The organism is Pseudomonas sp. MYb2 (assembly GCF_002979955.1).
GTDB lineage: Bacteria > Pseudomonadota > Gammaproteobacteria > Pseudomonadales > Pseudomonadaceae > Aquipseudomonas.
This window is the reverse complement of record NZ_PCQC01000005.1, coordinates 61,692-83,877: the sequence shown is the minus strand read 5'-3', so window position 1 is coordinate 83,877 and position 22,186 is coordinate 61,692. Positions and strand designations below refer to the sequence as shown.

Below are 22,186 nucleotides of genomic sequence, written 5' to 3'. Positions count from 1 at the left end.
GCGATGTCTTCAACCACTCAAAAATCCATCGATATCAAAAAAAGCCTGGTTGAGGCGATTCTTGCCGGCCTGATTGCCCTGATTGTTTTCGGCCCGATTGTCGGCGTCGTGCTCGAGGGTTACAGCTTCAACCTCGAACCGACCCGCGTGGCCTGGATCATTGGCGTTGTCATGCTCGGTCGCTTTGCCCTCAGCCTGTTCCTGCAAACGCCCAAAGGCCTGAAAATTCTCGACGGATTCGAGAGCACCGGTTCCGGTGTGCATGTGTTGCCTGCCGATCATAAATCCTCGCTGCGCTGGATCATCCCGCTGCTGATTGTGCTGGCCGTCATTGTTCCGTTTGTCTCCAACTCCTATCTGCTGGGCGTGGTCATCCTCGGGTTGATCTACGTGTTGCTGGGGCTGGGGCTGAACATCGTGGTCGGTCTGGCCGGTCTGCTCGACCTTGGTTACGTGGCGTTCTACGCCATCGGCGCCTACGGTCTGGCGCTCGGTTATCAATACCTCGGTCTGGGTTTCTGGACAGTGCTGCCGCTGGCAGCCATCACGGCCGGGCTGGCCGGTTGCATCCTCGGTTTCCCGGTGTTGCGTCTGCACGGCGACTACCTGGCGATCGTGACCCTGGGCTTCGGTGAAATCATTCGCCTGATCCTCAACAACTGGTTGTCGCTGACGGGCGGCCCGAACGGTATGCCGGCACCGCTGCCGACGTTTTTCGGTCTGGAGTTCGGCAAACGGGCAAAGGACGGCGGGGTGCCGTTCCATGAGTTCTTCGGTATCGCCTACAACCCGGATGTGAAGTACTACTTCATCTACGCAGTGTTGTTCCTGGTGGTATTGGCCGTGCTGTACATCAAGCATCGTCTGGTGAAAATGCCGGTGGGCCGCGCCTGGGAAGCCTTGCGGGAAGATGAAATTGCCTGCCGCTCGATGGGCCTTAACCACGTGCTGGTCAAGCTTTCGGCGTTCACCATCGGTGCGTCGACCGCAGGCCTCGCCGGTGTGTTTTTTGCGACCTACCAAGGCTTCGTCAACCCGACCTCGTTCACCTTCTTCGAATCGGCGCTGATCCTCGCCATCGTTGTGCTTGGCGGTATGGGCTCGACCATCGGTGTGGTAATCGCCGCGTTCGTGCTTACCGTCGCTCCGGAACTGCTGCGCGGCTTCGCCGAATATCGCGTATTGCTGTTCGGCATCCTGATGGTCTTGATGATGATCTGGCGACCACGCGGGCTGATCCGCATCAGCCGTACCGGGGTCACTCCACGCAAAGGTGCCATTCACTATGAGAGGACTGCGCCATGAGTGAAGTCGTACTCTCTGTTGAAAAACTGATGATGCATTTCGGTGGCATCAAGGCCTTGAGCGACGTCAGCCTGAAGGTCAAACGCAACTCGATCTTCGCCCTGATCGGCCCCAACGGCGCCGGCAAGACCACGGTGTTCAATTGCCTGACCGGTTTCTATAAAGCTTCCGGCGGCAAGATCGAACTCAACGTGCGCGGCCAGCAGACCAACGTCATCCAGTTGCTCGGCGAGTCGTTCAAACCGACCGACTTCGTCTCGCCGAAATCTTTCCTCAGCCGCATGTACTACAAGATGTTCGGCGGTACGCACCTGGTAAACCGTGCTGGCCTGGCGCGGACCTTCCAGAACATTCGCCTGTTCAAGGAAATGTCGGTGCTGGAAAACCTGCTGGTGGCCCAGCACATGTGGGTCAACCGCAACATGCTCGCCGGCATCCTCAACACCAAGGGCTATCGCAAGGCCGAAAGCGATGCGCTGGACTGCGCGTTCTACTGGCTGGAAGTGGTCGATCTGGTCGACTGCGCCAACCGTCTCGCCGGTGAGCTCTCGTACGGCCAGCAACGCCGTCTGGAGATCGCCCGGGCCATGTGCACGCGGCCGCAGATCATCTGCCTCGACGAACCGGCCGCCGGCCTCAATCCTCAGGAAACCGAAGCGCTGAGCGCGATGATCCGGCTGCTGCGCGACGAGCACGATCTGACCGTGGTGCTGATCGAACACGACATGGGCATGGTTATGAGTATTTCCGACCACATCGTGGTGCTGGACCACGGCATCGTCATCGCCGAAGGCGGGCCTGAAGCCATTCGCAACGACCCGAAAGTGATTGCCGCCTACCTGGGCGCCGACGAAGAGGAGCTGGTATGACGCAACCGATCCTCGAACTCAAAGACCTCGACGTGTTCTACGGCCCGATCCAGGCGCTCAAAGGTGTTTCGCTGCAAATCAATGAAGGGGAAACCGTCAGCCTGATCGGCTCCAACGGCGCCGGCAAATCGACGTTGCTGATGTCGATCTTCGGCCAGCCACGGGCGGCGGGCGGGCAGATCCTTTATCAAGGCGTCGACATCACCCACAAGTCCTCGCACTACATCGCCTCCAACGGCATTGCGCAGTCGCCGGAAGGGCGGCGGGTGTTCCCTGACATGACCGTCGAGGAAAACCTGCTGATGGGCACCATCCCGATTGGCGACAAGTACGCCAAAGAGGATATGCAGCGTATGTTCGAGCTGTTTCCACGGCTTGAAGAGCGACGTAACCAGCGGGCGATGACCATGTCTGGCGGTGAGCAGCAAATGCTCGCCATTGCCCGCGCATTGATGAGCCGGCCGAAGCTGTTGCTGCTTGATGAGCCGAGCCTCGGGTTGGCGCCGATTGTGGTGAAGCAGATCTTCGCGACCCTGCGGGAGCTGGCGAAAACCGGCATGACCATCTTCCTGGTCGAGCAGAACGCCAACCATGCGCTGAAACTGTCGGATCGGGCGTATGTGATGGTTAACGGCGAGATTCGCCTGACTGGCACCGGCAAAGAACTGCTGGTGAACGAGGAGGTGCGTAACGCCTATCTGGGCGGGCACTGATTCTTCCACGTTATGCACAGCCCCGGCGACGCAAGTCCCGGGGCTTTTTTATATCCAAAATTCACCGCAAACCCCTGTAGGAGTGAGCCTGCTCGCGATCGCGGTTTCCCATTCGCCATCACCGGTGACTGATACACCGCTATCGCGAGCAGGCTCACTCCTACAGTTGATCTGCGCCGAATTCCAGAATTGTGGAAAACAAATTCCCGAAGCTGCCAAAGCGCGACATATAGACGCTGCAAATGGCTGTTTTTCCACAGTTTTGACTTGTCCCCGGTTACTGTGGAGCTGGCTGTGAATAACGTGGGTGTATCTGGCTGGGCGCCTTGTAAACCGTGGCCTGCAAGTGTGTGGTTGTTTTTTGATCAGGAGGTTTTGCGGGAGCTGAAGACGTCGTTGTCAACCTTTTTCTGGGTATCGCCACTCAGCCAGTTCCAGATGGTCAAGGCTGTGGATAAGTCTGTGATTAAACTCTGGAAAGACCGCGCTGAGCGCCGTAATTACTGGCCTCGCGCAATCACTGTGCTGAACGTCCCTTCGTGCAAAATGCCATGTCCGGCACATCCGCCACTTCAGGGTCAAGCAAAAAACTTTCTATTTCGCCCGCAAAGCCTTGTGTGGCGCGGCTTTGCGCGTTTGCACTTGCCCCCGAAAACTGTGGAAGGGACTGTGGATAACATGCGCGCACATGGCTACAGGCCACGGGGGCTGTGGCGTCGACAGAGTTGGTTATTTTTTGTACCGCTTGTGGGTGTTGCCCGTGAATGCGCGGGCGGGCATGCTGCCTGCTGATTTTCTATTCCAAGGGCTGCTGCGGTGGCCGAAGCAAGGAGAACACGATGTCCAACACCCTGTTTATCACCGGCGCGACGTCCGGATTTGGTGAAGCCTGCGCCCGCCGTTTTGCCGAGGCTGGCTGGAAACTGGTGCTGACCGGCCGTCGTGAAGAACGCCTCAATGCGTTGTGCGCCGAGTTGTCAAAGCAGACCGAAGTGCACGGCCTGGTGCTCGACGTGCGTGATCGCAAGGCGATGGAAGAGGCGATTGCCAACCTGCCGCCGTCGTTCGCCAAGCTGCGCGGACTGATCAACAACGCAGGTTTAGCACTGGGCGTTGATCCTGCGCCGAAATGCGACCTGGACGATTGGGACACCATGGTCGACACCAACGTCAAAGGCCTGATGTACGCCACGCGCTTGCTGTTGCCGCGCCTGATCGCCCATGGTCGTGGCGCAGGCATCGTCAACCTCGGCTCCATCGCCGGTAACTATCCGTATCCAGGCAGCCATGTGTATGGCGCGACCAAAGCGTTCGTTAAACAGTTCTCGCTGAACCTGCGCTGCGACTTGCAGGGCACCGGTGTACGCGTGAGCAACATCGAGCCGGGCCTGTGCGAAAGCGAATTCTCGCTGGTGCGTTTCGCTGGCGATCAGGAGCGCTACAACGCGACTTACGCCGGTGCCGAGCCGATCCAGCCGCAGGACATCGCCGAGACGATTTTCTGGGTGATGAATGCGCCGGCGCACATCAACATCAACAGCCTGGAGTTGATGCCGGTGAGCCAGACCTGGGCGGGTTTTGCCATTGAGCGTAACAAGGCCTGACACCGCGTCATCGTTCTTCGCGAGCAGGCTCGCTCCCACATTGGAATGCATTTCAAAGTGGGAGCGAGCCTGCTCGCGAAGGAGGCAAATCGGCCAAAACAGGGCGATAAGGTAAACTCCCCTCGCAACAACCCAACCGCACCCCGCGGTTTTCAGGGTTTTCGAGGAGTCAAAGTGAGTAACCGAGGTGAGCAGGCACTGCTCAAACAATCGACCATTCTGATGTTGGCTGTGGCGATTGCCGGGATTGTCACCGGTTTTGTTTCAGGTTCCCAATCCATCCTTTTCGATGGTTTTTTCTCGCTGATCGCAACGTTCATCAAAGTCCTGATGCTGATCACTGCCAAGCTGATCGCCAAGGAAAGCAACCACCGTTTCCAGTTCGGTTTCTGGCACCTGGAGCCGATGGTGCTGCTGATCGAAGGCAGCTTCCTGATGTTGATCGCGATCTACGCGTTTCTCAACGGAGTGTTCGGCATCATCAACGGTGGTCGCGACATCGAGTTGGGGCTGGTGATCATTTATGCAGCGGTGTTTACCGTGGTCGAATTCGCCTACTTCTTCTACGTACGGCACCGTAACCGCACGCTCAAATCCAGCCTGATCCAGTTCGACAACATCAGCTGGCTGGTGGACGCGATGCTATCCGTGGGCCTGTTGATAAGCTTCCTCGCGGCGCTGCTGTTGAAATCGCAGGGTTATGGCCAGTGGGCAGTGTATGTCGACCCGCTGATCCTGATTGTACTGGCGCTGACCATGCTGCCACCGGCGTTCAAGATCCTTGGCCCGGCCTTACGCGATGTGCTGGGGATCGCGCCGGACACACTGGATGATCAGGTGCGCCAAGTGATGGATGCGGCGAAAACCGAGCATGGTTTTGACGACTATGTGTCGTACGTGCAGAAGCACGGTCGCGCGCGGTTTATCGAGATTCATGTGGTGTTGCCGGCGGATTATGCGTTGAGCAATGTCGGACAGCTGGATGCGTTACGCGAAAAGATTTCGGCGAAGCTGGGCAAGCCGGATGCGGCGCGCTGGTTGACGATCAGCTTTACCGGTGACAAGAAGTGGATCGCCTAGAGACCTTATAACGGCCATTCGCGAGCAGGCTCGCTCCCACATTGAATTGCGTTGAACACACTATTTGTGAGCAGCACAAATCAACTGTGGGAGCGAGCCTGCTCGCGAAAGCGATCTATAAATCAGCGAAGATATTCAGCCAGACCGTGGTAACAAGTCGCCAAGTGATACGGCGTGGTAGAAGGCATGTCCTTGCGACTCACCTCGCCCAATTCATCCCGGCACTCATGCCAGCCACCGGCATGCAGAAACCGCTGCTGCAACGCCTGCAACTGGTGCAGCACTACGGCTTCACTGCCCTGACGCAACGTCAGCGCCCGCAGGTATTCTGCCTGCGCCCAGATCCGCTGAGTCGAATCTCGCGGGCGTCCGTTCGTTTCCAGATCGAGCATCGCGCGCACCGCGCCGGATGGCTGCACCACACCGTATTGCTCGGTGAAGGCAAACGCCCGGTCGAGCGCCGCGTGCAGTTTCGAACCCCGCAGCAACGCTGACGATTCCAGCAGGAAATACCATTCGAACTGATGCCCCGGCTCATACCAGTTATCCACAGCCCCGAGCGGCTTCTCCATCAACACGCCATATTGCGGATCGACGAACTGCTTGTGCATGGCTGTGCATAACTCCAGCAATGCCTTCTGCGTCTGGGCATCTTCGCGAACCGCCAGGGTGGCGAGGAACGCTTCGGCCAGATGCATCAACGGATTCTGCAGCGGCCCGGTTTGCAGGGTGAGCCAGTCGCGCTCCAGGCAGGCTTCGTACAATCCATCGCCGGTCGCAAAGCGTCGGCCGATGATTTCCAGCGCCGCATTCAAAGTCGACTCGACCAGTGGATCGCCGGACTTCGCCCAGTAATGCGCGCAAGCGAACAGGATAAAGGCGTGGGTGTAGAGATCCTTGCGCTGATCCAGCGGCTTGCCTTGGGCATCGATGCTGTAGAACCAGCCGCCGTGCTCGGCGTCATGAAAGTGCCGTTGCAAGGAGCGGAACAGCACCGCCGCACGCACTTCAGCGTTATCCACAACCCCGATCAGGCTGGAAAACAGATACAGCTGGCGTGCGCAGGCCATCGCCCGATAGCGTTGCGGGGGCAGGGGCTGATGCGCGGCGTCCAGCGCCTCGTAGGGCAGCGCCATGTCAGCGTTCCAGCCCGGGCCTTGCCAGAGCGGCACTATGACGTTGACGAAGTGCTGTTGCACCGCGCCGAACGTGGCGGTCAATTCGGGCAGGGAGGTGGAGCGGGAAGCGTGGGGCATGGGCGGACGTCGTCACGGCTGGGGCGATTGCGCGACATGTTAGCAGAGAGACCGGCCTGAGCGATGTGGTGTCTGTCAGACCGCCTTCGCGAGCAGGCTCGCTCCCACAGTGGATTTGCAGCGTACATAAAACCTGTGGGAGCGAGCCTGCTCGCGAAGAGGCCAGTGCAGGCGCTAAAAGATCAGCCGGCCAGCAACCAGGCCCCGGTCACTGCCGAAGCCGCTCCGGCCAAGCGCACCAGCGGCGCCGCCGCCTGAGGCAGGAAACGCACCACGGCATAACCCGCCGCATGCAGCGCAGCTGTCGCGGCCACAAAACCCGCCGCATACGCCCAAGGACTGCTCATGTCCGGCAGTTCCAAGCCATGCGCCACACCATGGAACAACGCAAACACCGCCGTCGCCACCACCGCCATGACCAACGGCGGACGCACCGCCAGCGCTACCGCCAGACCCAACGCCAGCACCGACGCAGCGATCCCGCTTTCCAGCGCCGGCAATTGCAGCCCTTCAAACCCGAGCAGGCCGCCCATCAGCATGGTGCCGACAAACGTGCACGGTAGCGCCCAGCGCGCCGCACCTTGCTGCTGCGCGGCCCACAAGCCAACAGCCACCATCGCCAGCAAATGGTCGAGGCCGCCGATCGGGTGGCTGATGCCTGCGATCAAACCACTGTCGCCATGCCCCGGGTGAGCGAATGCCAGCGCTGGCGTCAGCAGCAGCGCCACGGCGCCAAGAATACGTTTGAGTGTCATGGATAAGCTTCCTTGTTGAAAAGTGAATCAGGCTGCAGTCAGCAGGCCCTGGCGTTCGATGAAGGCGATGATTTGCTCAAGGCCCTGACCGGTTTTCTGGTTGCTGAAGACGAACGGCTTGCCGTTGCGCATGCGCTTTGTGTCGCTGTCCATCATTTCCAGCGAAGCGCCAACCAGCGGCGCGAGGTCGATCTTGTTGATCACCAGCAGGTCGGACTTGCAGATCCCCGGCCCGCCCTTGCGTGGCAGCTTGTCGCCGGCCGAAACGTCAATCACGTAGATGGTCAGGTCGGACAGTTCGGGGCTGAAGGTCGCTGAGAGGTTGTCGCCACCGGACTCCACCAGAATCAAATCCAGCCCCGGAAAACGCCGGTTCAGTTGATCGACCGCTTCCAGGTTGATCGAGGCGTCTTCGCGGATCGCCGTGTGCGGGCAGCCGCCGGTTTCCACGCCGATGATCCGCTCCGGTGCGAGGGCTTCGTTGCGCACGAGGAAATCGGCGTCTTCGCGGGTGTAGATGTCGTTGGTCACCACGGCAAGGTTGTAGCGCTCGCGCAAGGCCAGGCACAGGGCCAGGGTCAAAGCGGTTTTGCCGGAACCGACCGGGCCGCCGATGCCGACGCGCAGAGGTTGTGTGTTCATGGTTGTTTCTCCTAAGAACGGAAGAGGCGGCTGTACTGGCGCTCGTGGGCCATGCACGCCAGGGACAGGCCGAACGCGGCGCTGCCCATGTGGTCGGGATTGATTCGGCTGGCGTCCTGCTGTGCTTGTTGCAGCAGCGGCAGCAATTCGCTGGTCAGGCGCTGGGCGGCTTGCTGGCCCAGCGGCAGGGTTTTCATCAAGACGGCGAGCTGGTTTTCCAGCCAGCTCCACAGCCACGCGGCGAGGGCGTCCTGCGGGCTGATGCCCCAGGCGCGCGCGGCCAGCGCCCAGCACAAGGCCAAATGCGGTTCGCGGCATTGATCGAGAAAATCGCGGGCGGGCGCGTCGAGTTCCGGTAGGCCGTTGAGCAGTTGCTGCAACGAATAGCCCATCTGCCGGCTCTCCAGATGCAACTCGCGGGTCTCGCGACTGGCGCGATGGCTTTCGCAGAGGCTCAGCAACTCCGCCCATTGTTCATCCGCCGCCGCTTGGCAATGCGCGAGCAGCAGCGGCGCCTCGAAGCGGGCGAGGTTGAGCAGCAATTGATCGCTGATCCAGCGCCGGGCGCTTTGCGGGTTATCGACGCGGCCATTATCCACAGCCATTTCCAGGCCTTGCGAATAGCTGTAGCCGCCAATCGGCAATTGCGGACTGGCCAGGCGCAGTAGCGCCCAGGCCGGATTCACAGGCGTACGCCGAACTGATGGAGTTTCGGCGCGTAGTTGAAGTCTTCGTCGCCGTGGCGTGAGTGGTGATGGCCGCCGCCATAGGCGCCGTGTTCCGGCTGGAACGGTGCCTCGATGGCTACGACCTGTGCGCCGAGCTGTTCGAGCATGGCTTTGAGCACGTAATCGTCGAGCAGACGCAGCCAGCCATCGCCGACTTGCAGGGCGACGTGGCGATTACCCAAGTGATAAGCCGCACGAGTCAGCTCGAAAGCATTGGCGCAGGTGACGTGCAGCAATTGCTCAGGGCGGGCGCAGACGCGGACAATTCGGCCGTCTTCAGCCTGTAGGCATTCGCCGTCATACAGCGGCGGCTGACCGCGCTCCAAAAACAACCCGACGTCTTCGCCTTCGGCACTGAAACAGCGCAGACGGCTTTTGCTCCGCGCTTCGAAGGTCAGGTGCAACTCGGCGGCCCAGACGGGTTGAGGGTCGGTTCTGCGGTGAATCACCAGCATCGGAAAGCTTCCAGCTATGGACAATACTCTGGCTAGAGCAAGGGCCTTGCCAATCGGACGAGATGTAGGAAATCCCTGTCGGAGCGTAGTGGATGTTTCAAGATGTTGCGGGATTATGGAAGGTTTTGGTGCGTGAAGATTTTTTAATGCACCAAATGGAGGCTGTGACGCCGCACCTTTGTAGGAGTGAGCCTGCTCGCGATAGCGGAGTGTCAGTCAGCAAATATGTAGCTGATAAACCGCAATCGCGAGCAGGCGAAGGCCTACAGGGGACCGGATGTATCAGTAAGGAAGAGGGGTGTTACTCGGTACTGCCCAGCCCTTGCCAGTGCTTGAGCCCGATAAAGATGAAGCGCAACTGCTGGGTGATCTTCGCCTGTGGCGTCAGATGCTCCGGCAGGGCTTCGGCGGGCGGATCGATGATGTCGGGGAGGGTGGCGAATACCGATTTGACGATCAGGTCAGCCATTACGCTCAGGCCTGCGGCATCCAGATGCTGCAGCTTGGGCATCATCGTCAGGTCAGAAGCCAGGTCGGAGCTGATGTTCTCGCGCAGGCGACCAATGGCCTGACGCACCGGCAGCGAACCGCCGTATTGCTCGCGAGCGAGAAACAGGAATTGCGAACGGTTGGCGCTGACCACGTCGAGGAAGATCCGCACGGACGCATCGATGATGCCGCCCATGACGAATTCGTTGTGCCGCACCAGACGGATGGTTTCGCGGAAGGTCTGGCCGACTTCACTGACCAGCACCAGGCCCAGTTCGTCCATATCGGCAAAGTGCCGGTAGAAACCGGTCGGCACGATGCCGGCGGTTTTCGTCACTTCACGCAGGCTCAGGCTGCCGAATCCTCGGCCGCTTTCCATCAAGTGGCGGGCAGCGTCCATGAGGGCGTTGCGGGTCTGTTGTTTCTGTTCGGCGCGGGGCAGCATCGCAGGGTGTGTCTTTCGGCAGGACAAGCGCGGCACTCTAGCAAATCGGCTTTGTCGGCGTCGAACGGGAGGAGATACGGGGGAGGATTTCAGCGGGGTTGAAAAGTCAAAAGCCCAATCGGGTGATTGGGCTTTTTTTCGAGGCCGCCATGGGCTTAGCTCAAAGCGCTGTTGCGTTCGATCACACGATCACCGCCGCCTTCAGCGAGGGTCTGGCCTTGGGGAGTGCGGTCGCTACCATCGGAAGCCAGGGTTTGGCCTTGTGGTGTACGGTCGCTGCCATCGGAAGCCAGGGTTTGACCTTGTGGTGTACGGTCGCTGCCATCAGACGCGAGGGTTTGACCCTGTGGAGTGCGATCGGAACCGTCTTGCACCAGACCTTTCTCTTCGAGGCGATCACGGCCACCTTCGGCTACGGTCTGACCTTGTGGAGTCTTGTCATAGCCATCTTGCACCAGGCCTTTTTCTTCCAGGCGGTTGCGGCCGTTTTCAGCCAGGGTCTGGCCCTGTGGAGTGCGGTCGCCGCCGTCAGCAGCTACGGTTTGGCTGAATACCGAGTGGCTGGATTTCACTTGCGGAGTGGCTTGGTCGGCAGCGGGCAGGGCGAAAGCAGTGCTGGCTAGCATCGACAGGGTAAGGCTGAGCAGTAATTGGCGTTTCATGATGGGTTGCTCCTTGGGAGGGCGATAAAGTGGGTACGAGGGCAATGCTACTCTCGATAAGTCGATATAAAAGTTCATAAACGCAATGGTAATAATCAACAGAATTGATTGTTCTGCCCGGAGGCTCTAGATCGGGCTTTTCCGGACGACGGTTTTGCACCGGGGTGGGTATTTCCGACTCACTCGCGCCTCGCAAAAGTGCGGGTCGCGGTAACACTGTTCGACTGATCGGTCAGAATTCGCGCGACTTTTTGCGCCTTAATCGACCTTTCGATTAAACCTGCGGCTGGTTTGCCAGTCGTAGATTTCATGAGGGCCGCTTTGGCCCGCCGTTTCAGCCGTGCGCCGCAGTCTTTGCGTGCGGTCGTGATCAGGAGCTTTGTGCATGACGCGCACTGGAAAAATCTTCAGCTGGACCTTCGCCATCCTCGTGCTGCTACTGGCCGTGCTGGTGTTGATCATCGTGTTCTTCGACTGGAACCGGATCAAACCGCCGCTCAACGCCAAAGTCTCGGAAGAACTGCACCGACCGTTTGCCATCAATGGCAACCTCGCGGTGATCTGGCAGCGCGAGCCGGACGAGGGCGGCTGGCGCGCGTGGGTGCCGTGGCCGCACGTGGTCGCTGAGGATTTGAGCCTGGGCAACCCGGACTGGTCGAAGCAACCGCAGATGGTCACACTCAAACGCGTTGAACTGCGCATCTCGCCTCTGGCGCTGCTGGCGCAACGCGTGGTGATCCCGCGTATTGACCTGACCGAACCCAACGCCGAGTTGCAGCGTCTGGCCGACGGCCGTGCCAACTGGACGTTCAAGTTCGATCCGAAGGATCCGAACGCCGAGCCGTCGAACTGGGTGGTCGACATCGGCGCCATCGGGTTCGATAAGGGCCACGTTACCCTTGACGATCAGACGCTCAAGACCAACCTTGATGTCTTGATCGATCCACTGGGCAAGCCGATTCCGTACAGCGACATCGTCGGTGCCAAAGCGGCGAAAACCGCGCAGGACAAGGGCGGTGCACCGCAGGATTATGCGTTTGCGCTGAAGGTCAAAGGCCAATACCACGCTCAGAACCTCACCGGCCAAGGCAAGATCGGCGGGCTGCTGGCATTGCAGGACGCGAGCAAGCCGTTCCCGTTGCAGGCCCAGGCGAAGATTGGCGACACCAGCATCAAACTGGCCGGCACGCTGACCGACCCGCTTAACCTTGGCGCCCTCGATCTGCGCCTGAAACTGGCCGGCGCCAGCCTCGGCAATCTCTATCCGCTAACCGGTGTGACCCTGCCCGATACACCGCCGTACTCCACCGACGGCCATTTGATCGCCAAGCTGCATGACGCGGCCGGCGCGAAATTCACCTATGAGCAGTTCAACGGCAAGATCGGCAGCAGTGATATCCATGGCGACCTGACCTACGTCGCCAGTCAGCCACGGCCAAAGCTCAGCGGCGCGCTGCTCTCCAATCAACTGCTGTTCGCCGACCTCGCGCCACTGATCGGCGCCGACTCCAATGACAAGCAAAAGGCCCGCGGCGGCGAGAGCAAACAGCCGGCCGATAAAGTGCTGCCAGTGGAGGAGTTCAAGACCGACCGCTGGCGCGCAATGGACGCTGATGTCGAGTTCACCGGCAAGCGCATCGTCCACAGCGAGAAGCTGCCGTTCAACGACCTCTATACCCATCTGAAACTCAACGACGGCGAACTTAGCCTCGAGCCACTGCGTTTCGGCGTGGCGGGCGGCAATCTCGATGCGCAGATCCGCCTCAACGGCCGCACCGAACCGCTGGAAGGCCGGGCCAAATTGACGGCGCGCCGCTTCAAACTCAAGGAGCTGTTCCCGACCTTCGAACCGATGAAAACCAGTTTCGGCGAGCTTAATGGCGACGCCGATATCACTGGGCGTGGCAACTCGGTCGCCAAGCTGCTGGGCGGCGCCAATGGCAAATTGAAGATGTTGATCAACGACGGCGCGATCAGCCGTGAGCTGATGGAACTGGCCGGGCTCAACGTCGGCAATTACGTGGTCGGCAAGATCTTTGGCGACAAGGAAGTGAAGATCAACTGCGCGGCGGCGGACTTCGACATCAAAACCGGTCTGGCGACCACGCAGCTGTTTGTCTTCGATACCGAGAACGCGATCATCTATATCGACGGCACGGCGAACATGGCCACTGAGCAGCTGGATCTGACCGTGACGCCGGAATCCAAGGGCTGGCGTTTGATTTCCCTGCGCTCGCCGCTGTACGTGCGCGGCAAGTTCATCAAGCCGGACGCGGGTGTGAAGGCTGTGCCGCTGATGTTGCGCGGGGCGGGGATGGTGGCGTTGGGCGTGATTGCGGCGCCAGCGGCGGGGCTGTTGGCGCTGGTGGCGCCGAGTGGCGGTGAGCCGAATCAGTGTGCGCCGTTGCTGGAGCAGATGAAGGCGGGCAAGGCGCCGGTTACCGTTAAACCTACCAAGTAATCTTCAGCGCTTATAAAGACGCCATCGCGAGCAGGCTCACTCCTACATGGGAACGCATTCCAAATGTAGGAGTGAGCCTGCTCGCGATAGGGGTTAGAGGTCGTTCAGGATGTCAGCCATGTCATCGGCATGCTCTTCTTCCTGCGCGAGGATATCTTCAAAGATACGCCGCGTAGTCGGGTCTTTCTCGCCGATGTACTGAATGATCTCGCGATAGCTGTCGATGGCGATGCGCTCGGCCACCAAGTCCTCGTAGACCATCTCTTTCAGGGTATTGCCGGCCACGTATTGCGCGTGGGACATCTTCGACAGCAGGTCGGGGTTGAACTCAGGCTCGCCGCCCAATTGCACAATGCGCTCGGCCAGGCGGTCGGCGTGCTGGGCTTCCTGGGTAGCATGCTCGAGAAACTCTTCGGCGGCCACATGGGCTTTCACGCCATTGGCCATGAAGTAGTGGCGTTTGTAGCGCAGCACGCAGACCAGTTCAGTGGCCAGCGATTCATTGAGCAAGCGCAGCACCTCTTCACGGTCGGCGCTGTAGCCCTCGGTGACGGCGCCGTTCTCGACGTGTTGGCGCGCACGGTCGCGCAGGGTTTGAACATCTGACAGATGCAGGTCGTCGCTCATTTCGATCTCCTGGAGGCTAATCCGATTGTCGCCACGTTCTGCGGACGCGGTCGGTACCTAAGCTGTGAGTCATGAGCGTTGCAAAAAGTTTTATCGGTTTACGCAACCCCTGTAGGAGCTGCCGAAGGCTGCGATCTTGGCGCCAGCCCGGACAAAACTGCTTCCTCGCGCAACCAGGCAAAAAACGCCCGCACCGGCGGATGCCGTTCGCGCCCCGGTACACACAACGCGCTGTACCCGGCGCCATCGACTTGTACCTGACCCATGAACGGCACCAGCAAGCCACTGGCAACGCTCTGTGACACCAGAATATTGCTCGCCAGTACCAGCCCTTGCCCGGCAATCGCCGCTTGCAGGGCGTAATGCTCTTCATCGTATTCGCGGATGGCCGGTTGCTGGTTCAGCCAGTGTGCGCTGGCCTTCGCGCACCACGCTTCCCAGCCATGGGCGTAGAGCTTCGAGTTGTGCCAACGCACGCTGATCAACGTCGGTGTGCGTCTCGCGGCCAGCGCCACTTGCTCGGGTGAGCCGTAAACCCCGAACGACTCATCGAACAGGCACAGGCCATAAAGGTTCGGGTAGTCGTCGAGGCTGTAGCGCAACACCAGATCGACGCTGGCGTCCTGATGCAGATCGATGACTTCACAGTGAGTATCGAGGCGTACGTTGATGTTCGGGTGCCGGGCATAAAAGCGCCCGAGGCGCGGTACCAGCCACAGCGCGGCGAAGGCGGCGGTGGTCGATAGCGTCAGCGTGCTGGCGTTGCGCTGCGGGCGCAGGGTGTCGACGCTTTGCGCCACCTCCAGCAAGGCACCGTGCAGACTGCGGAACAGGCGCTCGCCGCCCTCGGTCAGGCGCACCTGGCGCGGCAGGCGTTCGAACAATGCAACGCCAAGCCAGTCTTCCAGCGAGCGAATTTGATGCGAAATCGCCGTGGGCGTGACTGACAGCTCTTCGGCGGCAGCCTTGAAACTGAGCAGTCGTGATGCCGATTCAAAGGCGCGCAGGGCGGTGAGTGGCAGCGAGGCAAACATTAAAAACTCCATGGATGAAATGAATTCATCCCGACTGATTTTTGCTCATTTGAGGCAATGGTGTGCTGCCTGCAATCTGCAGCGACACAGCAATCAAAGTCTAGCCTCAAGGAGTTTCAGATGAGCAAAATTCTTGCGATCCACGCCAGTCCCCGTGGCGACCGTTCGCACTCGCGGCGCTTGGCGGAACATTTTCTCAGTGCCTGGCAGGTGCGTCATCCGCAGGCGCAAGTGACTCGCCGCGAGGTCGGGCGGGCGCTGATTCCGGCGGTCAACGAAGCCTTTGTCGCTGCCGCGTTTCATCCACAGCCTGAGGCCCGACCACTGTCGATGCAGGCCGATCTGGCCCTGAGCGATCAACTGGTCGGCGAGTTGTTCGATCACGACCTGCTGCTGATTTCCACGCCGATGTACAACTTCAGCGTGCCCAGCGGTCTCAAGGCCTGGGTCGATCAGATCGTACGCCTGGGCCTGACCTTCGATCACACGCTGGACAATGGCGTTGCTCAATACACGTCTTTGCTGCAGGGCAAGAAAGCCTTGATCGTGACCAGTCGCGGCGGCTTCGGTTTTGGTCCGGGCGGCGAGCTGGAGGCTTTGAATCATGCCGATCCATGGCTGCGCACGGCGCTGGGTTTCATCGGCATCAACGACGTCAGCGTGGTCGCGGCCGAAGGCGAAGAGTCCGCCGAACGCACCTTCGCGGTGTCGGTGGCCGAGGCCGAGCAGCGTTTGCTCGATCTCGCCCGGGTGTTCTAAATGGCCTGGATGTTCCTGCTGATCGCCGCCGGTTTTGAAGTGACCTTCGCCATGGGCATGAAGTACGCCGAAGGTTTCACCCGACTGTGGCCGTCGTTGATCACCGTGGTCGCGGCGGTCGGCGGGATTTATTTTCTGACCCTGGCGATGCGTGAATTGCCGGTGAGCATTGCCTACCCGATCTGGACGGCGATTGGCTCTCTGGGCACGGTGTTTCTCGGTTTTGCCCTGCTCGGCGAGAGCCTGACCCTGGTCAAACTGGTTTCGGTCGGGCTGATTGTGGCGGGGGTGGTGGGCCTGAAGTAGGCTGATGGTCGAGTTGTCATGATCATGGAGGAGGCTTGGCGGGCGTTTTGCACGCCTTGCATCCACTCACCGAACACAAGGATGTTTGCCCATGTCGACGCGTTATCCATTGGTGCTGGTGCCCGGCATGCTCGGGTTTATCCGGCTGGTTCTTTATCCGTACTGGTACGGCATCATCGGCGCGTTGCGCCGTGGTGGTGCGACAGTGATTGCGGTGCAGGTATCGCCGCTCAACTCGACTGAGGTGCGCGGCGAACAGTTGCTCGCACGCATCGATGAGATATTGCGTGAGACCGGGGCGCAAAAGGTCAACCTGTTCGGCCACAGTCAGGGCTCGCTGACGGCGCGCTATGCGGCGGCGAAACGGCCGGATCTGGTGGCGTCCGTCACGTCGGTGGCCGGGCCCAATCATGGCTCCGAGCTGGCCGATTATCTGGAAAAAAATTATCCGGCCAACAGCGCCAAGGGACGGCTGCTTGAGGTGTTGCTAAGGTTGGTCGGGTGGTTGATGGCTGTTTTGGAGACCGGTTATCGCGGGCCGAAATTGCCGGTGGATATCCACGCCTCGCACCAATCGCTGACGACAGAGGGCGTGGCCCTGTTCAATCAGCGTTATCCACAGGGCCTGCCCGAGACGTGGGGCGGGCACGGGCCGGAAGAGGTTAACGGCGTGCGTTATTACTCGTGGTCGGGGACGTTGCAGCCGGGCAAGACTGATCGCGGCGGGAATTTGTTTGATGGGACCAATCGCAGTTGTCGCTTGTTTGCGAAAACCTTCGTGCGTGAGCCGGGGCAGTGCGATGGGATGGTCGGGCGGTATAGCTCGCATCTGGGCACGGTGATTGGCGATGACTATCCGCTGGATCACTTCGACATCGTCAACCAGTCGCTGGGGCTGGTTGGCAAGGGTGCGGATCCGGTGCGGCTGTTTGTCGAGCATGCCGCGCGGCTTGCGGCTGCAGGCCTTTAGGATCAAAAGATCGCAGCCTTCGGCAGCTCCTACAGGTTCGGTGTCGAACACAAATTTTGTGAACGCCCCGAACTCATGTAGGAGCTGCCGCAGGCTACGATCTTTTCCATCAGGCAACGCTGATCCGGCGACCCAACACGGTGGTCCAGCGCTCGGAAAGAATCACCCCACCCAACGTCAACAACCCGCCCACCAGGTGATACATCGCCAACTGCTCTTTCAACACCACCGCCGCAATCAGCGCAGTAATCAACGGCAGCAGATTGAAAAACAACGTCGTGCGGCTCGGCCCCAGACGCTGCACAGCCTGCATCCACGCCAGCGGCGCGACCATCGACGCCAACAGACACGCATACAACACCAGCGGAATGTTCTGCAGGGTCAGCCCGGTCTTCGGCGAAGCGGCATACAGCGGAAACAACACGACAATCGCCACCAGCACCTGCAAGTACAGCAATACCAGCGGCGGCAGGCGCAGCTGCCATTTTTTCAGCAGCGTGCTGTAGATCGCATAAGCGAGCGTGGCGATCAGCATCATCGCATCACCCATGTTCACGCCGTGCTGCAGCAACGCGCCGAGGCTGCCGGACGACACCACCACCAGTACGCCGGCAAACGACAGCACCGCGCCCACCAATGCGCCGGCAGTCAGGCGCTGCCCAAGGCTGATGATCGCCATGGCCAGCGACATCAGCGGCATCAGCGACAGAATGATGCCCATGTTGGTCGCGGTGGTCAGGGTTGCGGCGAAGTAGGCGAGGCTCTGATACACCGCCATGCCCAACACGCCCAGTACGAAGATTTTGCCCAGGTTCGGACGGATCTGCGGCCAGTGCGCGATCACCGCTTTGAGCATGAAAGGCGTGAACAACAAGCCGGCCAGCAGCCAGCGGTAGAAACCGATCTCGGCGGGGAAAATCGCCCCGACCGCCAGTTTGTTGATCACGGTATTGCCGGCCCAGATAAAAATCGCCAGCAGCGGAAACGCGTATTGCATGAGTTGAAACCAGTACGTTAATGAAAGGCAATTATCCGTTGTCTGGATGCAAGCCTATACTTCGAACCGGACAACCTGCCTCTGAAACCGGACAGCATGAACAGTAAACACATCGATCTGCTGGATTTCAGCGAACTGCCATCGGCGGTGTACTTCCGCTACGCCGATTTCAACGCCCATGAATTCGCCGCACCGCACCGTCATCCGTGGGGCACGCTGGAATACGCGGCGCACGGCGTGCTGCACATGGACGTCGACGGCAGCCGCTTCATGTCACCGCCACAATACGCGGTGTGGGTGCCGCCGCAGGTCGAGCACAGTTTTTACAGCCATCAACCGGTCAACTATCGCGCGGTGTGTCTTGATCCCAAGGTCTGCGCCGATTTGCCCCGGCGCGCGTGCACCTTGGCCATCAGCGACATTCTCAAGGCGATTCTCAAAGATTTCGCCGCCCGCGACGTGAAGATTCCCGAACTTGATGCCGATCAACGGCTGGCGCAGGTTCTGGTCGATCAATTGCAGCAGGCACCGGTGCATGAGTGTTATCTGCCGTACGCGAGCAGCTCCGGATTGCTGGCAATCCTTGAAACCTTGCAGGCCGAGCCGGGCAACAATCAGCCGCTGGCGCATTGGGCGCTGCAGGTGCACGTCAGTGAGCGCACATTGGCGCGGCAATTCGTCCGTGAGTTGGGGATGAGTTTCGGCGAATGGCGCCAGCGTCTGCGCTATCTCGCCGCGATCGAGGCGCTGGAAACTACCCGCAGCGTGCAGGAAATTGCCTTCGACCTCGGTTACAGCAGCGGTTCGGCATTTATCGCCATGTTCGCCCGGCAGGCGGGGTGTACGCCGGAGCAGTATCGCCGTAGCCATCTCGAAGGCAGGAAGGTGTAACAAGATTTGGCTACACTCCTGCAGAGGCCGCCCCCATCGGTGCGGCGACAAGGAGAAAACTCCATGAAGATGTTGCGTGTGCCGTTGTTGATGATTGGTTTGCTCCTGTGTTCCCAGGGTTTCGCCGCCACGGCGCAACAGAACAAAATGACCACTTGCAATGCCGATGCGACCGCCAAGAGTCTGAAAGGCGATGAGCGCAAAACCTTCATGAGCACCTGCCTCAAGGCAGCGCCAGCGGCCAACGATGCCAAGGCCCTGACCCCGCAGCAGCAGAAAATGACCACCTGCAACGCCGATGCGAAAACCAAGGCGCTGACCGGCGATGCGCGCAAGGCGTTCATGAGTGATTGCCTGAAGAAAAAATAACCTGGTTCTGTGGGTTGACTGGGTCTAGGCGTTCGCTTGAGATTTGCCCTCACCCTAACCCTCTCCCGGAGGGAGAGGGGACTGACCGCGTTGTTTTCAGATATCCATCGACCTGAACTATCCGGCCGATTCTGGATTCAATACAGCACTGGCAGGTCACCGGATTTCTTCGCCATTCCTCGATCGGTTCCCTCTCCCTCTGGGAGAGGGCTAGGGTGAGGGCTGGATCTCAAGCCGTGCAGCAAAACCCGAAACACCGCATATACCTAGTGCTCCCCCGGGAACGCTGGCAGACTGCCAATCCTTTTACGCCGTTCGTTTTGAGGCTGTATGCCAACGTTTTCTGAGCGTCATGTAGTGTTCTGGGTCAGTTGCATCATCATTTTCGGCGGTTTGCTGCTGGTGCTGCCGCTGCGCTTGTTGCCCAGTCTGTTGGCCGGTCTGTTGGTCTATGAGCTGGTCAATATGCTCACCCCGCAGTTGCAACGGCTGATCGAAGGCCGCCGCGCGCGTTGGCTGGCGGTGGCCTTGCTCGGCACGCTGGTGGTGAGTGTGCTGGCGCTGATCTTCGCCGGCGCGATCAGCTTTCTCCTGCACGAAGCAGAAAATCCCGGTGCTTCCCTCGATAAATTCATGGGTGTGGTCGACCGCGCGCGCGGGCAATTGCCGCCGTTCATCGATGCTTATCTGCCGGCCAGTGCTGCGGAATTTCGCGTGGCGATCGGCGAGTGGATGAGCAAACATCTGTCCGACCTGCAACTGGTCGGCAAGGACGCGGCGCACATGTTCGTGACGCTGCTGATCGGCATGGTCCTCGGTGCAATTATCGCCTTGCAGCGCATCCCCGACGTGACCAAACGCAAACCGCTGGCCGCCGCGTTGTTCGACCGTTTGCACCTGCTGGTGCAGGCGTTTCGCAACATCGTTTTCGCGCAGATCAAGATTTCCCTGCTCAACACCTTCTTCACCGGGATCTTCCTCGCGGTGATCCTGCCGATGTTCGGCATCAAGCTGCCGCTGACCAAAACCCTGATTGTGCTGACCTTCCTGCTCGGCCTGCTGCCAGTAATCGGCAACCTGATGTCGAACACGCTGATCACCATCGTCGGCCTGTCACTGTCGATCTGGGTGGCGATTGCCGCGCTGGGTTATCTGATCTTTATCCACAAGCTCGAGTACTTCCTCAACGCGCGGATTGTCGGCGGGCAGATCAGTGCCAAGTCGTGGGAGTTGCTGCTGGCGATGCTGGTGTTCGAGGCCGCATTCGGCTTGCCTGGAGTGGTGGCGGGGCCGATTTATTATGCGTACCTGAAGAGTGAGTTGAAACTGGGCGGGATGGTTTGATCCAAGCGCTTGTAGCGCTTGAATGGGCCTCTTCGCGAGCAGGCTCGCTCCCACATTTTGAGCGCATTCCTTCAGTTGAAATGCAATCCAGTGTGGGAGCGAGCCTGCTCGCGAATGGCGCGACGCCGATTTCAGGTCAGGCCATGGCGCCATAGCGTTTCATGGCTTCAATCGCCAATCCGCTGCCAATGCTGCCAAAGATATTCCCTTCGACATGCCGAGCATTCGGCAGCATCGCCGAGACGCTGTTGCGCAGCGCCGGAATACCGCTCGAACCACCGGTGAAGAACACGGTATCAACCTGATCCACCGCCACACCGGCATCGTTCAGCAACTGCGTAACACTGCCACGCACTCGCTCCAGCAACGCATCGATCGCCGATTCAAACAGCGCGCGGGTCAGTTCAACACTCAGCCCGGGTTCAATGCGATCCAGCGGCACATGGCGGCTGTCGGTGTGGGTCAACTGGATCTTGGTTTCTTCCACTTCCATCGCCAACCAGTGCCCGGCGCGCTGTTCGATCAACTTGAATAGGCGATCGATGCCGCCGGTGTCTTCGATGTCGTAGCGCATGCTGCCCAGCGCCAGGCTGGATTTCTGCGAGTACACCGAGTTGATGGTGTGCCAGGTTGCCAGATTCATGTGGTGGCTGGTCGGCATGTAGGCGCCGCTCTTCATGCGGCTGCCGTAGCCGAACAGCGGCATCAGGCCTTGCAGGCTCAGCTGTTTGTCGAAGTCGGTACCGCCGATGTGCACGCCGCCAGTGGCGAGAATGTCATCGTGACGGTTATCGAAACCGCGACGCTCCGGCGACAGGCGCACCAGCGAGAAGTCGGAGGTACCACCGCCGATGTCGACGATCAGCACCAGCTCTTCTTTCTCGATGGTCGACTCGTAGTCGAAGGCCGCTGCAATCGGCTCGTACTGGAAGGAGACTTCCTTGAAACCGATCTTCCTGGCCACGTCGACCAGGGTGTCTTCGGCTTCCTGGTCGGCCAGCGGATCGTCATCGACGAAGAACACCGGACGGCCGAGCACCACTTGTTCGAATTCCCGACCGGCGGCGGTTTCCGCACGGCTCTTCAACTGGCCGATGAACAGGCCGAGCAAGTCCTTGAACGGCATCGCCGTGCCGAGCACGCTGGTGTCGTGCTTGATCAGCTTGGAACCGAGCAGGCTCTTCAACGAGCGCATCAGCCGGCCTTCATAACCTTCCAGGTACTCGTGCAGCGCCAGACGACCGTAAACCGGGCGGCGTTCCTCGATGTTGAAGAAGACCACCGACGGCAGGGTGATCTTGTCGTCTTCCAGCGCGATCATCGTTTCCATGCCGGGGCGCAGCCAGCCGACGGTGGAGTTGGACGTGCCGAAGTCGATACCGCAGGCACGGGCTGGAGAGGCGTCTTTCATGTCTTTCGGTTCCG

At 59.8% G+C, this 22,186-nt stretch carries 23 protein-coding genes; 12 read left to right on the top strand and 11 right to left on the bottom strand.

The window, feature by feature from the left end; all coding sequences use genetic code 11:
- The first annotated feature begins 3 nt into the window (after window positions 1-3).
- From livM to CQ009_RS09750, 5 genes are all read left to right on the top strand, one after another.
- On the top strand, window positions 4-1,305 hold the full coding sequence (gene livM, locus CQ009_RS09775; protein WP_064388662.1) for a high-affinity branched-chain amino acid ABC transporter permease LivM: 1,302 nt from the start codon (window positions 4-6) through the stop codon (window positions 1,303-1,305).
- Entirely contained in the window at window positions 1,302-2,174 is an 873-nt protein-coding gene (locus CQ009_RS09770) for an ABC transporter ATP-binding protein (protein ID WP_016985385.1), read from the top strand. Before livM ends, CQ009_RS09770 begins: the two co-directional genes overlap by 4 nt.
- A complete protein-coding gene (locus tag CQ009_RS09765) occupies window positions 2,171-2,887 on the top strand; it encodes an ABC transporter ATP-binding protein (RefSeq protein WP_064388664.1) in 717 nt (238 codons plus the stop codon). The genes CQ009_RS09770 and CQ009_RS09765 overlap by 4 nt, the downstream gene beginning before the upstream one ends.
- An 839-nt stretch (window positions 2,888-3,726) precedes the next feature.
- The gene (locus tag CQ009_RS09755; RefSeq protein ID WP_007915905.1) at window positions 3,727-4,491 is read left to right on the top strand and encodes an SDR family oxidoreductase; all 765 of its coding nucleotides are present in this window, start codon (window positions 3,727-3,729) and stop codon (window positions 4,489-4,491) included.
- Window positions 4,492-4,665: 174 nt separating this feature from the next.
- On the top strand, window positions 4,666-5,571 hold the full coding sequence (locus CQ009_RS09750; protein ID WP_105705859.1) for a cation diffusion facilitator family transporter: 906 nt from the start codon (window positions 4,666-4,668) through the stop codon (window positions 5,569-5,571).
- Between the two features lie 122 nt (window positions 5,572-5,693).
- Here the strand turns inward: CQ009_RS09750 and CQ009_RS09745 are convergent, their stop codons facing one another.
- The 7 genes from CQ009_RS09745 to CQ009_RS09715 all read right to left on the bottom strand — a co-directional run bounded on the left by CQ009_RS09745 (window position 5,694) and on the right by CQ009_RS09715 (window position 11,003).
- Entirely contained in the window at window positions 5,694-6,827 is a 1,134-nt protein-coding gene (locus tag CQ009_RS09745) for an AGE family epimerase/isomerase (RefSeq protein WP_105705857.1), read from the bottom strand.
- Window positions 6,828-7,009: 182 nt separating this feature from the next.
- A complete protein-coding gene (locus CQ009_RS09740) occupies window positions 7,010-7,582 on the bottom strand; it encodes a HupE/UreJ family protein (protein WP_105705855.1) in 573 nt (190 codons plus the stop codon).
- Window positions 7,583-7,609: 27 nt separating this feature from the next.
- Window positions 7,610-8,224, bottom strand: a complete 615-nt coding sequence (gene ureG, locus CQ009_RS09735) for an urease accessory protein UreG (protein ID WP_007915910.1) — start codon at window positions 8,222-8,224, stop codon at window positions 7,610-7,612.
- Window positions 8,225-8,235: 11 nt separating this feature from the next.
- Window positions 8,236-8,910 carry an urease accessory protein UreF gene (locus CQ009_RS09730; RefSeq protein WP_105705853.1) on the bottom strand — a complete coding sequence of 225 codons (675 nt, stop codon included), beginning with the start codon at window positions 8,908-8,910 and terminating at the stop codon, window positions 8,236-8,238.
- Window positions 8,907-9,407: an urease accessory protein UreE gene (gene ureE, locus CQ009_RS09725; protein ID WP_064388675.1), complete on the bottom strand. Its 501-nt coding sequence runs from the start codon at window positions 9,405-9,407 to the stop codon at window positions 8,907-8,909. Before ureE ends, CQ009_RS09730 begins: the two co-directional genes overlap by 4 nt.
- A 301-nt stretch (window positions 9,408-9,708) precedes the next feature.
- Window positions 9,709-10,341 (bottom strand): TetR family transcriptional regulator, encoded by a 633-nt coding sequence (locus CQ009_RS09720; protein WP_064117221.1) that lies wholly within the window; start codon window positions 10,339-10,341, stop codon window positions 9,709-9,711.
- Window positions 10,342-10,496: 155 nt separating this feature from the next.
- Window positions 10,497-11,003, bottom strand: a complete 507-nt coding sequence (locus tag CQ009_RS09715) for a hypothetical protein (RefSeq protein WP_105705851.1) — start codon at window positions 11,001-11,003, stop codon at window positions 10,497-10,499.
- 385 nt (window positions 11,004-11,388) lie between these two features.
- On the opposite strand from CQ009_RS09715, the gene CQ009_RS09710 reads away from it, so the two are divergent.
- Complete coding sequence (locus CQ009_RS09710; protein ID WP_105705849.1) at window positions 11,389-13,464, top strand: AsmA family protein; 2,076 nt, start codon at window positions 11,389-11,391, stop codon at window positions 13,462-13,464.
- 93 nt (window positions 13,465-13,557) lie between these two features.
- Here the strand turns inward: CQ009_RS09710 and CQ009_RS09705 are convergent, their stop codons facing one another.
- Both CQ009_RS09705 and CQ009_RS09700 read right to left on the bottom strand, forming a co-directional pair.
- Entirely contained in the window at window positions 13,558-14,091 is a 534-nt protein-coding gene (locus CQ009_RS09705; RefSeq protein ID WP_034151608.1) for a bacterioferritin, read from the bottom strand.
- A gap of 98 nt (window positions 14,092-14,189) precedes the next feature.
- Window positions 14,190-15,137, bottom strand: a complete 948-nt coding sequence (locus tag CQ009_RS09700; protein ID WP_177430976.1) for a LysR substrate-binding domain-containing protein — start codon at window positions 15,135-15,137, stop codon at window positions 14,190-14,192.
- Window positions 15,138-15,245: 108 nt separating this feature from the next.
- On the opposite strand from CQ009_RS09700, the gene CQ009_RS09695 reads away from it, so the two are divergent.
- From CQ009_RS09695 to CQ009_RS09685, 3 genes are all read left to right on the top strand, one after another.
- The gene (locus tag CQ009_RS09695; RefSeq protein WP_105705842.1) at window positions 15,246-15,884 is read left to right on the top strand and encodes an FMN-dependent NADH-azoreductase; all 639 of its coding nucleotides are present in this window, start codon (window positions 15,246-15,248) and stop codon (window positions 15,882-15,884) included.
- Window positions 15,885-16,190: a multidrug efflux SMR transporter gene (locus tag CQ009_RS09690; protein WP_064388685.1), complete on the top strand. Its 306-nt coding sequence runs from the start codon at window positions 15,885-15,887 to the stop codon at window positions 16,188-16,190. It begins immediately after the preceding gene.
- A gap of 91 nt (window positions 16,191-16,281) precedes the next feature.
- Entirely contained in the window at window positions 16,282-17,160 is an 879-nt protein-coding gene (locus tag CQ009_RS09685) for a triacylglycerol lipase (RefSeq protein ID WP_105705838.1), read from the top strand.
- A gap of 109 nt (window positions 17,161-17,269) precedes the next feature.
- On the opposite strand, the gene CQ009_RS09680 is transcribed toward CQ009_RS09685, so the two are convergent.
- Entirely contained in the window at window positions 17,270-18,157 is an 888-nt protein-coding gene (locus tag CQ009_RS09680) for a DMT family transporter (RefSeq protein WP_105705835.1), read from the bottom strand.
- 96 nt (window positions 18,158-18,253) lie between these two features.
- Here CQ009_RS09680 and CQ009_RS09675 point away from each other — a divergent pair, with 96 nt between their 5' ends.
- From CQ009_RS09675 to CQ009_RS09665, 3 genes are all read left to right on the top strand, one after another.
- A complete protein-coding gene (locus tag CQ009_RS09675) occupies window positions 18,254-19,048 on the top strand; it encodes a helix-turn-helix transcriptional regulator (RefSeq protein WP_105705832.1) in 795 nt (264 codons plus the stop codon).
- 63 nt (window positions 19,049-19,111) lie between these two features.
- Window positions 19,112-19,417, top strand: coding sequence for a PsiF family protein (locus tag CQ009_RS09670; protein WP_064388692.1), 306 nt, complete (start codon window positions 19,112-19,114; stop codon window positions 19,415-19,417).
- A 330-nt stretch (window positions 19,418-19,747) separates the two neighbouring features.
- Window positions 19,748-20,761 (top strand): AI-2E family transporter, encoded by a 1,014-nt coding sequence (locus CQ009_RS09665; protein WP_064388695.1) that lies wholly within the window; start codon window positions 19,748-19,750, stop codon window positions 20,759-20,761.
- A 136-nt stretch (window positions 20,762-20,897) separates the two neighbouring features.
- Here CQ009_RS09665 and CQ009_RS09660 read toward each other — a convergent pair whose 3' ends face one another.
- Entirely contained in the window at window positions 20,898-22,172 is a 1,275-nt protein-coding gene (locus CQ009_RS09660) for an Hsp70 family protein (protein ID WP_105705829.1), read from the bottom strand.
- Between the last annotated feature and the right edge of the window lie 14 nt (window positions 22,173-22,186).

Coding starts and splice junctions, on each gene's coding strand:
- livM (WP_064388662.1), top strand. CDS start 4: ATGTCTTCAACCACTCAAAAATCCATCGATATCAAAAAAAGCCTGGTT.
- CQ009_RS09770 (WP_016985385.1), top strand. CDS start 1,302: ATGAGTGAAGTCGTACTCTCTGTTGAAAAACTGATGATGCATTTCGGT.
- CQ009_RS09765 (WP_064388664.1), top strand. CDS start 2,171: ATGACGCAACCGATCCTCGAACTCAAAGACCTCGACGTGTTCTACGGC.
- CQ009_RS09755 (WP_007915905.1), top strand. CDS start 3,727: ATGTCCAACACCCTGTTTATCACCGGCGCGACGTCCGGATTTGGTGAA.
- CQ009_RS09745 (WP_105705857.1), bottom strand. CDS start 6,827: ATGCCCCACGCTTCCCGCTCCACCTCCCTGCCCGAATTGACCGCCACG.
- CQ009_RS09740 (WP_105705855.1), bottom strand. CDS start 7,582: ATGACACTCAAACGTATTCTTGGCGCCGTGGCGCTGCTGCTGACGCCA.
- ureG (WP_007915910.1), bottom strand. CDS start 8,224: ATGAACACACAACCTCTGCGCGTCGGCATCGGCGGCCCGGTCGGTTCC.
- ureE (WP_064388675.1), bottom strand. CDS start 9,407: ATGCTGGTGATTCACCGCAGAACCGACCCTCAACCCGTCTGGGCCGCC.
- CQ009_RS09720 (WP_064117221.1), bottom strand. CDS start 10,341: ATGCTGCCCCGCGCCGAACAGAAACAACAGACCCGCAACGCCCTCATG.
- CQ009_RS09715 (WP_105705851.1), bottom strand. CDS start 11,003: ATGAAACGCCAATTACTGCTCAGCCTTACCCTGTCGATGCTAGCCAGC.
- CQ009_RS09710 (WP_105705849.1), top strand. CDS start 11,389: ATGACGCGCACTGGAAAAATCTTCAGCTGGACCTTCGCCATCCTCGTG.
- CQ009_RS09705 (WP_034151608.1), bottom strand. CDS start 14,091: ATGAGCGACGACCTGCATCTGTCAGATGTTCAAACCCTGCGCGACCGT.
- CQ009_RS09700 (WP_177430976.1), bottom strand. CDS start 15,137: ATGGAGTTTTTAATGTTTGCCTCGCTGCCACTCACCGCCCTGCGCGCC.
- CQ009_RS09695 (WP_105705842.1), top strand. CDS start 15,246: ATGAGCAAAATTCTTGCGATCCACGCCAGTCCCCGTGGCGACCGTTCG.
- CQ009_RS09690 (WP_064388685.1), top strand. CDS start 15,885: ATGGCCTGGATGTTCCTGCTGATCGCCGCCGGTTTTGAAGTGACCTTC.
- CQ009_RS09685 (WP_105705838.1), top strand. CDS start 16,282: ATGTCGACGCGTTATCCATTGGTGCTGGTGCCCGGCATGCTCGGGTTT.
- CQ009_RS09680 (WP_105705835.1), bottom strand. CDS start 18,157: ATGCAATACGCGTTTCCGCTGCTGGCGATTTTTATCTGGGCCGGCAAT.
- CQ009_RS09675 (WP_105705832.1), top strand. CDS start 18,254: ATGAACAGTAAACACATCGATCTGCTGGATTTCAGCGAACTGCCATCG.
- CQ009_RS09670 (WP_064388692.1), top strand. CDS start 19,112: ATGAAGATGTTGCGTGTGCCGTTGTTGATGATTGGTTTGCTCCTGTGT.
- CQ009_RS09665 (WP_064388695.1), top strand. CDS start 19,748: ATGCCAACGTTTTCTGAGCGTCATGTAGTGTTCTGGGTCAGTTGCATC.
- CQ009_RS09660 (WP_105705829.1), bottom strand. CDS start 22,172: ATGAAAGACGCCTCTCCAGCCCGTGCCTGCGGTATCGACTTCGGCACG.